This window comes from Rheinheimera sp. D18 (genome assembly GCF_004345025.1).
GTDB classification, from domain to species: domain Bacteria; phylum Pseudomonadota; class Gammaproteobacteria; order Enterobacterales; family Alteromonadaceae; genus Alishewanella; species Alishewanella metallidurans.
In genome coordinates this window covers 1,688,564-1,700,607 of record NZ_CP037745.1, presented here as the reverse complement: position 1 = coordinate 1,700,607, position 12,044 = coordinate 1,688,564, and the positions used below count along the sequence as shown (strand labels likewise).

Below are 12,044 nucleotides of genomic sequence, written 5' to 3'. Positions count from 1 at the left end.
TAATTCAGGCTGATAAATACATTTACTCTTATGCGAATTAAATGTTTTTCACTTACTTATACTACGTTAATTGAGTTTAAACTACGAGTAGCGGTACGGCTGCACTATTTGTTGTTTTTAATTTAAGCGCTATCGACAACCTGCAAAATATACTGTATAAAATAACAGTGCATTAATTAAGGGGAATATTATGGCTGTAATTATTAAGTATGTAGTCGAACGTAATGGAGCGGAAAAGATGACTTTCACATCCAAAGCAGAAGCAGATGCCTATGACAAAATGCTCGATACTGCAGATGAGCTTAGCCAGTTTTTAACCGGCAGCGCATTAATTACGGATGAGCAAGTTGTAGAAGCGTTGGCACTGTATATGGCACAGCAAAAAGACGAGCTATTAGTTGCGTTAGGGGCAAAAAAGCCGCCGGTTAAAGCTGAAAAAACGCCGCCCGCAAAGCCAGATGAACAGCCGGCTAAGGCTAAAGTATCGTCAGTAGAGCAGGCCGCTTAACGGGCCTGTTGTTTATTTTTCCAGTAAGCGTTTAAATCGGTTTTAACTTCTGGCAGTAATAAATAGAGTGCCAGAATATTTGGCATAGCCATTAAGAAAATCATTGAATCAATAAAGTCGAACACGGCCATAACATTTGGCACTGCACCCATAGAGACAATAATACAAAAAAACACTTTATATAGCTGCGTAAGGCGCTCGTTGTGGCCAACTAGGTAGCGCCAACCAGTTAGACCATAATATGACCAGCTAATAACGGTTGAAAAACCAAATAGTAGCAATGCAATCATTAACACCCATGGAAACCAGCTAAATACAGAAGCGAAAGCTCCTGACGTCATTTGCACACCGTCAAGACCAGGTGTTTGATAAGCGCCAGTTAGAATAATCACCAGAGCAGTGATGGTGCAAATAACAACAGTATCAATAAAGGGTTCTAACAAACCAATAAAGCCTTGGCTAACGGGTTCTTTTACTTGCGCAGCAGCATGGGCGATGGGCGATGAGCCAATGCCGGCTTCGTTAGAATACGCGGCGCGGCGAAAACCTTGTATTAATACACCAATAAATCCGCCGTAACCGGCTTCAGGCGTAAAAGCACTTTTTATTATTAACTCAAAAGCTGACGGAATAGCGCTGGCATGAGTAAATATCACAATAAGTGATGAGAGCAAGTAGATTGCGCACATTAACGGCACTAGCTTACTGGTAACCTTGGCAATGCTTTTTAAACCACCAATAATAACTGCGGCTACTAATAGGGCGTAGATAACACCAAACAACCAGGCATTATCAAAACCAGTTACGGTTTTTACTTGTACAAAGCCTTGGTTAACGTGAACGAAACCTGCAGAGCCAAAGATAACAAATACCGAGAATGCTACTGCTAAAATGCTACCCAATAGCGGTAAGTTAAATTTATCTAGAGCGGCTTTTATATAGTACATTGGGCCGCCAGAAACACTGCCATCTGGGTTAATTTGTCGATATTTTACTGCAAGTGTGCATTCAACAAACTTAGTAGACATACCCAGCACGCCAGCCACAATCATCCAAAATGTTGCACCTGGCCCGCCTAAGCCTATTGCTATGGCAACACCGGCAATATTTCCTGTACCAACAGTTCCAGATAGCGCCGTACTTAATGCTTGAAATGGTGTGATCTCACCCTTAACACCAGTACTTTTATTGTTTTTTAGCAAACTAATAGCATGGCCAAAACCACGCACGTTAATAAAGCCCAGATAAAGTGTGAAAATTAACGCTCCACTAATTAACCAAATTAGCACTAAAGGAATACTGACATCATTAATGTTAAAGGCATAAAACACTACAGCAGAAAGATGCGATGTTAGGGTTTCAAATGCATGCTGGAACGAAAAGTCGTTATTCATAAATGTTATTAAGAAGTATGGATGGCTAATGCGATAGGCAAGACTACTGTGTTATTCACGTAGAAACAAGGCCTTATCTGTTACTTAACTATTACTTGTCTATAGCTAACGAGTGGGAGTAGAGCAAGGTATCGTATTTATTGGTCGTATAACGACGCTGATACAGGTAAAATGACTGTTTTTTATTGCTATAAACTGGTTATAAGCATTGTTTAGTAATGATACACAAACAACAGGTGAACAATGGTATTAGGAAAAATCAGTGCTGTTATATTTTGGCTGGCTGTCATTGTTGCTGTATTAAGTCCCTTTGCTGAGTTAGAACCGATAAGGCAGCTCGACTCACTAGAAGAGTGGCAAAAGCCTAGCCGCATAACGGCACTAAACCAAGCAGATCAGAAAAAGGTGCTGCAACGTTTAGCTTATACTCAGCCGCTACCTACATTTGTTAGCTTGCCAGATTTTAATCAAATTAAAAATGTAACAGAAAAAAAACGTAACTTTTTTAATTATTTGCGACCTTACGTTAAGCGCGAAAATGCTCGTCTACGCGAGCTACGTCGACAATTGTTAGAAATTCAGCAAAAGCGACAAAAACGGTTACGTGTTACGCTGGAGGAGTATGCATTTCTATACAGTTTGTGTGATGAGTTTCGTTTAGACGTCGATGAAATTGATGAGACAACATTAACCGAGCTATTGTTGCGGGTTGATGTTATTCCTGATTCACTAGTATTAATGCAAGCTGCTAATGAATCGGCGTGGGGGACAAGTCGGTTTGCGCTTGAAGGATATAACTTTTTTGGTCAGTGGTGTTTTCGTATAGGGTGTGGATTAGTACCGCAAGAACGAGTAGAAGGCCAATATCATGAGGTAGCAAGTTTTAATAGTCCTGCTGCGAGCATTAAGGGGTATTTCTATAATTTAAATACATTCCATACCTACGAACACTTACGTAGCATTAGAGCAAGTTTAAGAGCAGAAAATAAGCCCGTGCGCGGTGAAACCTTGGCCGCAGGTTTAGGTTCGTACTCTGAACGTGGCGAGGAATATATAGCTGAAATTAGTGGCATGATCCGCGTTAACCGTAAATTATTGGAAGAATAAAATGCGTTTTCTACTGTCTTTGTTACTACTTTTAGCCACACCGGTTTCTGCCGATTTAATGATGAACTATAACGGCTTTTACGCACGGATGAAAAAGCTACAACAACCTGAATACAGCGATATTACTTTAGCCTTTGCCCTAATTGGTGAACGTAGCGGGCAACCTTGTCGGTTTTATAGTTTAAAATTAGTCAGTGACAGACACGATATTGCGCTAGATATTGCAGGTAATGGTGAAATTAGCCTACCTTATGATGAAGCCTTAAAAGATAGTAACGCGATACTTACGGTATTACAGGCCGATAACGCCGAGCCGTGTCAGATACAATTTAAGTTGCGTTCGCGGATGCGTTTAAATACCAGTTTAGAGCTTGCTACTGTGCAGCATTATCAACGCCAATTTACACTGCTACTTGATGATATGGCCGGGTTCAGTAAACGTTGGTTGCCTGCTGTTGAAGGTGTGATTGTTGAGTTCGCTGAGGATACCACTACGCCGCAGATGCCTATAACGGCAGCTGATGTTACTCGCTGCGATGCAAGACGTTGCTATATTCGTTTAACAACGCCATTGTTACCGGCAGCAACCAACTGGCAGTTTAATCAGCGGCCACAATATATATTACCGTTAATTGGCAGCAGTGTTAAATAAGTTTTACTAACACTGCGATGTTACTTAGTTTAAAGCAATAATTTGCACATTATGATTGGATTCAGCTTGCTCGTCATCTACGATTAAGCCCACAGGTATAGCAGGGATACCCTCTCTATCAAAGGCGGTATCTCGCTCATTTAGTTCGGTGTCTTTACTTAGCGCGGCGAAGTTAAACAAGTTTTTGTCAATCATGTGGGATGGCACGATATTTTGCATGGCCTGAAACATGGTTTCAATACGACCAGGAAAACGACGATCCCAATCTTGCAGCATTTCCTTTACCACTTGACGCTGTAATCCATCTTGTGAACCACATAGATTACACGGAATAATTGGAAAGCTGCGGGCTTGTGAGTACTTTTCGATATCTTTTTCGCGACAGTAAGCTAAAGGCCTGATCACAATATGCTCACCGTTATCGCTAACTAGCTTTGGCGGCATAGATTTTAATTTCCCACCATAAAACATATTTAAAAACAGCGTTTCTAACATGTCATCACGATGATGACCTAATGCAATTTTAGTCGCGCCCAGTTCTTTAGCCGTACGATATAAAATACCACGACGCAGCCTAGAGCAAAGTGAGCAAGTGGTTTTGCCTTCAGGAATTTTATCTTTAACAATAGAGTAGGTGTCTTCATTGACTATCTGAAAATCGACACCAATGCCGGTTAGATAGTTTGGCAGTACTTCGGCTGGAAAGCCGGGTTGTTTCTGATCTAAATTTACCGCAATAATTTTAAAGTTAATAGGCGCAGATTGTTGTAAATTCAGCAAAATGTCCAATAGGGTATAAGAGTCTTTGCCGCCAGATAAGCACACCATAATTTTGTCGCCTTCTTCAATCATATTAAAGTCGGCTATAGCTTGTCCGACGCCACGGCGCAGGCGTTTATGGAGTTTATTTAAATTATATTGTGCTTTGGCTTGCGCTGCGTGAGTCATAAAACAAAATTACCACTAATGAAAATGGCGCACATTATAACGAAGCGTGCGCCAATACCAAAGCTGTGTCGTGTTAAATGTTAGTCTTTGTGCAATGGGCAGACAAAATTAGCGGGTTTTACTGCTAGTACGTCGCAGTCTAGGCGGTCAATAACATGCTCAGCAGTGTTACCTATGATAGCAGCCGACAATCCGGTACGGCCAATAGTGCCGATGATCATCATCGTCGCATTGAGCTTTTTCGCCAGTTTTGGTAACACATCTTCTGGAATACCTTCGCTTACATGCCAGTGCTTAGCGTCGATATCGAACTGCTTTGCTAAAGCGGCAACAGCGTCTAAATGATGGTGCTTCATGGTGCTGTTATATTCTTGAATATTAAATTCAGGTATTTCAATTGCGATATTTATTGGTGTGCCAGGGTAAGCATTAACTAAATGAGTTTCTGCCTGAAGCAGTGTGGCCATTTGCAAAGCTCTGCTTATAACGCGTTGGTTAAGTGATAAATGGTGCTCTTTTTCACTGCCCGCATTTACTGCAGCAATAATATTTCCACCTTGTCGCCATTCATTGTCTTTTACCATTAAAACTGGGCAAGGGCATTTACGTAAAATATGCCAATCAGTAGGGGTGAAAATCATTGATTTTAGTACATCATGATCATGAGTACCTTTAATCACCAAATCGTAGTTATCTTCGAGTACCGCAAGTACTATTGCTTCAAAGGGCCGGTTATGCCACACCACTTTAATCTCAATATCGATACCGATATTATGCGGCGCGATCATATATTTACCCGCCCATAGTTCTCGGTCCTTAATTACCGCTTGGCGCATTGTCTCGCGTTCATCGCCGGATAGCATGGTGGTCATTTCATACGAAAAGTCGTAAACCGCTAAAAATGCGGTTAGCTTACCACCTTGTAATCTAACGAGTTCAATGGCACGGTTAAGGGCCTTTTGCGTTTCAACGCTAGGGTCTAATACAACTAATATATTATTGTAGATTGACATGACGTGCTCCACTTAGCTTAGCTTGTATTAAGTGTAGCTAAAATAACCTGGCTGGAGGAAAACTTAGTTGCGTTGGCGCAAATAATTACGCATAAAATCTAGCACTGAGCTGTAAGCGCACCTAGTTTAGATAAACGTGGCTGATCTAGGATGGTAATGAGTTTGCCATTAACGAGTATTAATTGCTCTTTATCTAGCTTGCTGAGTAAACGGCTAATGGTTTCTACGGTTAAACCTAAGTAGTTACCAATGTCGCTGCGGGTCATAGTTAAACGAAATTCACTACCAGAAAAGCCCCGACTAGCGAAGCGCTGTGCCAGTTGAGATAAAAATGTAGCTAATTTTTGTTCGGCAGTTTTACGGTTTAGCAACAGCATCATTTGTTGATCAGCTTGAATATCTTCGCTCATCAAACGCATCATTTGTTGACGCAAACGGGGTAATTGATCCAGTAAGGTTTCTAAATTCGGCAGCGGTATTTCACATACCATCGCCGTTTCAAGCGCTTCGGCATAGCTAGGGTGATGCTGTTTGCTTAAGCCATCAAAACCAACGATATCACCAGGCAAGTGAAAACCGGTAATTTGCTGCTCGCCTTGCTCGGTTAGGGTAAAGGTTTTAAACGAACCGGTACGAATAGCATATAAACAGCGTTGATTTTGGCCAGCTTCAAATAGCATATCTGCTTTGTGAAACGGCTTTTTACGTTGAATAATATCGTCCAATTGGTTTAATTCTGTATTATTTAGTGAGAACGGTAAACAGAGCTGACTGAAACCACAGTCCTGACAGTTTATTGCTGAGCGTTGCATAACGGCGTCCTTCACTTTTCTATAATCAATACATTGGCTAGGTTAAAAAACCAAACGCCGGATAGCAAGCCAAATTGTATAACTAGCGTAAATAGCTAACATTGCCGCGGTAATATAGCGTAGCATTAGGGTATTTTTAAGTTTGATAAGTAACCCTGCGGCACTACCCGTAAGTAAAATTGCAGGCAACGTACCTACACCAAAGCTAAACATAATTGCGGCACCTTGCAATAAACTACCACTGGCTAAGCTCCAGCCTAAGGTGCTATATACCAAACCGCAAGGTAATGCCCCCCAACATAAACCATAAGCATAGGCCTTACGGCGTGAATTAAGAGGTAGTAGTTTTTTTGCTATCGGCTGCACATGTCGCCATAGTTTTTGGCCTAGTTTTTCTAAGTGAATAAGACCAAACCATAGACGGCTAATGTATAACGCCATCATTAACAATAAAATACCCGCCAGCAAACGCAGCCATAATAACGACGTGCCTGCTAATTGCATGGCGCTAGCGCCAAAGTAACCGACAGCGGCGCCAAATAGGCTATAAGTAGTTAGGCGACCTAGGCTAAGTAACAGAGGTAGTTGCCAATTGTAGCCATTACGTTGTTTGGGCATAGACAACTGTAATGCGGCGGCAATGCCACCACACATAACCAAACAATGGCTACTGCCAATTAAACCAATAAGTAATGCGGCTAATAGATCGGGGATCATTGTTCAGGTTTTGTTGGTTTATCAGCACTTTTCGGCTTGTTGTCATCAAACAAGATACTAAAGCCTTCTTTATCAAGGTCTTCAAACTGTCGGCTGCGCACTGCCCAGAAAAATACAATTAGGCCAATAATGACAAACAAGATAGCAATCGGAATTAAAACGTATATAACACTCATTTTTTCAGCAGCCTTAATGAATTTGATACCACTAATAACGAGCTAAAAGACATACCCAACACCGCAATATAAGGTGAAACATAACCCGCCACCGCTAGTGGAATAATTAGTAGATTATAACCGGCGGCCCAATATAAATTTTGTTTTATAACCCGCTGTGCTTGGGTGCTAGCTTGCATTAAATCGTTTAGCAAGCCAATGCTAGGTTGTAACAATACCACATCGGCTTGGTTTTTTGATAAATCGCTGCCGGTCTCTAGCGTAACGGACACGTGTGCAGCATGAAATGCAGGGTTATCGTTAATACCATCGCCTAGCATTAATACTTTATGACCAGCTTGTACTAACCGCTCAATTTCTGCGACCTTTTGTGCTGGCGTACAGCCTTTTTTCATTAGATCGAACTGCAATTGTTGCTGTAGCGCTTCGGCTTGCATTGAGCTATCACCGGTAAGCATAACCAGTTGATAGCCTTGTTGGCGTAGCATGCTTATTAGCTGTGGTACTTCTGGGCGAAGGGCATCGTGTAAATTAATTGCGGCAATACAGGTATTGTCGTAGCTAACGTACACCATGGCCGGTTCTGGGCTATTTACCTTGCAAAAAACGGCACTGCCAACTTTGAGCACTTTATCTTGATAATGCGCTGAAATACCACCACCCACTTGAATATCTACCTGCTGCAACGTTAGCTGCTGCGTTAAGTGTGAGGTAAAAGCTCGCGCAATAGGGTGCTCTGAATAGCATTCTAGGTTAGCAATTAAATTAAGCGCGCCACTAACAGTAAAACGCTCATCGAGTATGGTTACTTTGGCGATAGAAAAACGGCCTTCGGTTAGGGTACCGGTTTTATCAAACACAATATGAGTTAGCTCGGGTAAGACATCTAATACCATGGAGTTTTTAATTAATACACCGCGTCGGTTTAAGCTAGCCAGTGCGCAAGTCACAGCTGTTGGCGCAGCCAAACTAAGTGCGCAAGGGCAGGTAGCGACTAATACCGATAAGGTGATCCAAAAGGCGCGGTCAGCATCTAACCAGAAATACCACAATAAAAATGTTGCTACAGCAATAAGTAATAAACGCTCAACAAAATACCGCGCCAAACGATCAGTTTTTTGTAGTATGGCGGGCTTTTGGCTTAAGGTGCGTTGCTGTAACGCGATAATTTGACCTAAATGCGACGATAACAATGGCTGAGTTACTTTCACCTGTAATAACCCATCATGATTGGTACTTCCAGCTAGAACTTTATCGCCAACATTTTTAGCGATGGCGGCATATTCACCGGTTAACATCGACTCGTCAGCTGAACTGCTACCAATAATAATATCGCCATCAGCAGCGATGGTTTCGCCTGGTTTAATTAATATTATATCGCCAATAGTTAACCGTTTGGCAGATACAGTTTGCTGCTGCTCATTATGCAGTAGCGTAGCCGCAACCGGCATGATTTTTAATAGGTTACTGGTGGCGTCGCGCGCGCGAGCACGGGCCCGGTATTCAAAAAACTTGCCTAGCTGCAGCAAAAACGTAAACATACACACCGACTCAAAATACACTTCGCCGGTACTAAATGCAGTGGCATAAGCCGAGGCAAAAAACGTATAGTAAATAGCTAAGCTTACTGGCACATCCATATTCAGTTGTTTTGCTTTAATGCCACGCCAAGCGCTTTTTACAAAGGGTATTGCAGCATATAACACGACCGGTAATGTTAGTACTAAACTGATCCAACGCAGGTAACCTTGGTGTGATATTTCAATGCCGGTATAGTCACCAAAGTACAGGGCAACCGCCAGCATCATTACTTGCATGGTCATAATGCCAGACACCGCTAAGCGCTTTAAAAACTGGTGTAGCTCAGATTTAAATATTTGTTCTTCATGGTCGGCAATAAACGGGCTAGCCTGATAACCAATTTTAGCTAAGGTATTAAGCACCTGACTAAGGGGAGCTTGTGTTGCATGCCAAATAAGATGACAGCGTTGGGTAGCCGAATTTACATTAACTTGGTGTACTGCAGGCAGTTGGCGTAGTTGTTTTTCAATTAACCAAGCACAAGCCGCACAACTAATACCGCTGATCGATAGCTCAATTTCGGTTAATTCGCCTTGCTGGATACTAATATCAGCGAGTATATCTGGCGTATCAAATTCGGTTAAGGCTGCAGCTAGCTCAGTTGGTACTGCGTTGGCTTTGCTGGCAGGTTCTGTTCTAAAACGATAATAATCGGCTAAATCGCTTTTTATGATGGTATCAGCAACGGCAAGACAGCCGGCACAGCAAAAAGAGCGTGCTTCGCCATCAAACTGGCAACCGAAATTAAAACCAGCGGGTACGGGTTCATTACAGTGAAAACAGCGCTTTGTACTCACTTAGCAATCCTGCTCAATAACCAAGTTTAGTTTCAGTTGTCGCCGGTAGTGCTAGTACCGCACGTAATTTCCATTCATTAGATGCATCCGACACCACCAGCTGCCACTTGCCCTCAGGCGTTAGAGGAAGCTCGGCAATATAAAGCTGTTCACCACTGCGCTGGGCGTTTAATGCAAAGTCTGAAGCGGCAATAGTAGGGTGGTAAAAATCAAGATGTACTTCACCTTCTAACACACTGTTTTTGGCAAAGTGGATAATGGCTTTATTACCAGCAATTAATATTGATGCCTGTAAATTACGCAATTCTGCTTCACGATATTTAGCCAGTTGCATATTAATGGCTTTACCTTGTTTGTAGTAATCGTCAACAACAAGATCAGGCGAACTCCTTTGCATAATTATAACAGTATGTACGGCTTTTATTGCAGTAATAACCGGTATGGCAATGAGTAACCACGGCCATAATTGTTTATACCAGGGTTTAGTATCTTGCTGCATGGTAACCTCAAAAGTACATAGAAATAAGCCCCAAAATGGGGCCTATTATTATACAAAGCAATTGCAGACTATTGACTAGTCGCTTTATCTGGATGCGCTAAGCGGTAGACGTAGGCAGTTAAAATGTGAACCTTGTCTTCACCTAACGTTTTTTGGAACGCAGGCATCTCACCGTTACGGCCTTTGGTTAAGATTTCTTCAACAGCTTTAGCTGAGCCACCATATAACCAAATGTTATCAGTCAGGTTAGGCGCACCAAAGGGTAAATTATGCGCTAAACTGCCTTTACCATCAGCACCATGACAAGCCGCACACATTGCAAACTTGGCTTTACCTGCGTCGGCTTCGCGATCATTTACCACACGACCTGATAAGCTAAGTACATAAGCCGTCATTTCTTTAACGCCTTGCTCGCCAAGTGCATCAATCCACGCTGGCATCGCTGCTTTACGACCATATAGTAGCGTTTCTTTAATTTTGTCTGCAGTGCCGCCATATAACCAATCGTTATCAGTTAGGTTAGGAAAACCTTGCTGACCACGAGCGTCTGAACCATGGCACAGTGCGCAGTTTTGCAAAAATAAACGCTGACCAATTTTAATTGCTTCATCGTCATAGGCTAAATCTAATACGTCACGTTTAGCAAATTGCTGAAAAACGGGGCCGTATACTTCATCGGCGTGAGCCATTTCGCGGTCAAGTTCAACCATCTTGCCTGCGGCACGGTTTTGCTCTACAGCTAAACGAGACTCTTCTAACGATTTAATGCCTTGGTTAGAACTAGTCCAGCCAAACAAACCTTTCCATTGGCCTAACCCTGGGTATGCAGCTAAATAAAACACTGACCAGACCAAGGTTAAAATGAACATATAAGTCCACCAACGTGGCAGCGGGTTGTTGATCTCTGAAATACCGTCAGCTTCATGTCCGGTAGTTTCATCTTCAGCTACACCAATGTGGTTGCTAAGGTTCCATTTCAATAATAACGCGCAACCGATTAGCACCGGAAGGGTAAACACAATGATCCAAGCACTCCAAAAGTTACTCATGATCTGACTCCTGTTTGGTTTTTTGTTGTGCTTTTTGTTCGTCTTCAAACACTAGGTTTGCCGCCTGATCAAAATCAGTTTTACGTTTTTTGCTGTATGCCCAAATAACAAAGGCGATAAAGCCGACAAACAAAATCACGGTAAAAATACTGTGTAACGTTGTGTATTCCATGAGTATTACTTCAAGTGTGTGCCAAGCGACTGCAAATACGCAATCAGGGCCTGCATTTCTGTTTTACCCTTAACCGACTCAGACGCTGTAGCTATATCTTCATCAGTGTAGGGAATATCAAACATCCGCATTACTTCCATTTTCCGTGCAGTCAGTTTGCCGTCTAAACGATTCTCTTCCAACCACGGAAATGCTGGCATATTCGATTGCGGTACAACTGAACGTGGATCCATTAAATGAGCATGGTGCCAATCGTCACTGTAGCGTGCGCCAACGCGCGCTAAGTCGGGGCCTGTGCGTTTAGAGCCCCACAGGTGAGGGTGATCCCAAACGCTTTCGCCCGCAACAGAATAATGGCCATAACGTTCAACTTCTGCGCGAAATGGACGTATCATTTGAGTGTGACAACCAACGCAACCTTCACGAATGTAGATATCACGACCTTCCAACTCTAATGCGGTATAAGGTGTCATACCATCAACAGGTTGGGTCATTTCATCCATAAAGAATAGCGGCGTAATCAATACAAGTGTACCGAAGCTAATGGCAACGACAGTTAAAATAGCTAACAGGCCAACACTTCGTTCAATTTTTTCATGATGATTCTTGTTCGACATGA

14 protein-coding genes are annotated in these 12,044 nt (G+C 42.4%); 3 read left to right on the top strand and 11 right to left on the bottom strand.

Going from position 1 to position 12,044, the window contains the following annotated elements; all coding sequences use genetic code 11:
- The first annotated feature begins 190 nt into the window (after positions 1-190).
- The gene (locus E0Z06_RS08045) at positions 191-508 is read left to right on the top strand and encodes a YebG family protein (protein ID WP_132583549.1); all 318 of its coding nucleotides are present in this window, start codon (positions 191-193) and stop codon (positions 506-508) included.
- Here the strand turns inward: E0Z06_RS08045 and E0Z06_RS08040 are convergent.
- A complete protein-coding gene (locus E0Z06_RS08040) occupies positions 505-1,902 on the bottom strand; it encodes an alanine/glycine:cation symporter family protein (protein ID WP_132583547.1) in 1,398 nt (465 codons plus the stop codon). The genes E0Z06_RS08045 and E0Z06_RS08040 overlap by 4 nt on opposite strands.
- Positions 1,903-2,145: 243 nt before the next feature.
- On the opposite strand from E0Z06_RS08040, the gene E0Z06_RS08035 reads away from it, so the two are divergent.
- Both E0Z06_RS08035 and E0Z06_RS08030 read left to right on the top strand, forming a co-directional pair.
- Positions 2,146-3,009 (top strand): glucosaminidase domain-containing protein, encoded by an 864-nt coding sequence (locus E0Z06_RS08035; protein WP_132583545.1) that lies wholly within the window; start codon positions 2,146-2,148, stop codon positions 3,007-3,009.
- A gap of 1 nt (position 3,010) precedes the next feature.
- Positions 3,011-3,661: a DUF2987 domain-containing protein gene (locus E0Z06_RS08030; protein ID WP_132583543.1), complete on the top strand. Its 651-nt coding sequence runs from the start codon at positions 3,011-3,013 to the stop codon at positions 3,659-3,661.
- Between the two features lie 24 nt (positions 3,662-3,685).
- Here E0Z06_RS08030 and ttcA read toward each other — a convergent pair whose 3' ends face one another.
- The 10 genes from ttcA to ccoO all read right to left on the bottom strand — a co-directional run bounded on the left by ttcA (position 3,686) and on the right by ccoO (position 12,042).
- Positions 3,686-4,609, bottom strand: coding sequence for a tRNA 2-thiocytidine(32) synthetase TtcA (gene ttcA, locus E0Z06_RS08025; protein ID WP_132583541.1), 924 nt, complete (start codon positions 4,607-4,609; stop codon positions 3,686-3,688).
- A gap of 80 nt (positions 4,610-4,689) precedes the next feature.
- Positions 4,690-5,622 (bottom strand): universal stress protein UspE, encoded by a 933-nt coding sequence (gene uspE / locus E0Z06_RS08020; RefSeq protein WP_132583539.1) that lies wholly within the window; start codon positions 5,620-5,622, stop codon positions 4,690-4,692.
- A gap of 98 nt (positions 5,623-5,720) precedes the next feature.
- Positions 5,721-6,449: a fumarate/nitrate reduction transcriptional regulator Fnr gene (gene fnr, locus E0Z06_RS08015; RefSeq protein ID WP_279432800.1), complete on the bottom strand. Its 729-nt coding sequence runs from the start codon at positions 6,447-6,449 to the stop codon at positions 5,721-5,723.
- Positions 6,450-6,476: 27 nt separating this feature from the next.
- Positions 6,477-7,151: a sulfite exporter TauE/SafE family protein gene (locus tag E0Z06_RS08010; protein WP_132583535.1), complete on the bottom strand. Its 675-nt coding sequence runs from the start codon at positions 7,149-7,151 to the stop codon at positions 6,477-6,479.
- The gene (ccoS, locus tag E0Z06_RS08005; protein ID WP_132583533.1) at positions 7,148-7,327 is read right to left on the bottom strand and encodes a cbb3-type cytochrome oxidase assembly protein CcoS; all 180 of its coding nucleotides are present in this window, start codon (positions 7,325-7,327) and stop codon (positions 7,148-7,150) included. Before ccoS ends, E0Z06_RS08010 begins: the two co-directional genes overlap by 4 nt.
- On the bottom strand, positions 7,324-9,705 hold the full coding sequence (locus tag E0Z06_RS08000) for a heavy metal translocating P-type ATPase (protein WP_132583531.1): 2,382 nt from the start codon (positions 9,703-9,705) through the stop codon (positions 7,324-7,326). Before E0Z06_RS08000 ends, ccoS begins: the two co-directional genes overlap by 4 nt.
- Positions 9,706-9,718: 13 nt before the next feature.
- Positions 9,719-10,204 (bottom strand): FixH family protein, encoded by a 486-nt coding sequence (locus E0Z06_RS07995; protein ID WP_132583529.1) that lies wholly within the window; start codon positions 10,202-10,204, stop codon positions 9,719-9,721.
- Between the two features lie 68 nt (positions 10,205-10,272).
- A complete protein-coding gene (gene ccoP, locus E0Z06_RS07990; RefSeq protein ID WP_132583527.1) occupies positions 10,273-11,253 on the bottom strand; it encodes a cytochrome-c oxidase, cbb3-type subunit III in 981 nt (326 codons plus the stop codon).
- Positions 11,246-11,425, bottom strand: a complete 180-nt coding sequence (locus tag E0Z06_RS07985) for a cbb3-type cytochrome c oxidase subunit 3 (protein ID WP_132583525.1) — start codon at positions 11,423-11,425, stop codon at positions 11,246-11,248. The genes ccoP and E0Z06_RS07985 overlap by 8 nt, the downstream gene beginning before the upstream one ends.
- Before the next feature lie 5 nt (positions 11,426-11,430).
- The gene (gene ccoO / locus E0Z06_RS07980) at positions 11,431-12,042 is read right to left on the bottom strand and encodes a cytochrome-c oxidase, cbb3-type subunit II (RefSeq protein ID WP_132583523.1); all 612 of its coding nucleotides are present in this window, start codon (positions 12,040-12,042) and stop codon (positions 11,431-11,433) included.
- Positions 12,043-12,044: the final 2 nt, after the last annotated feature.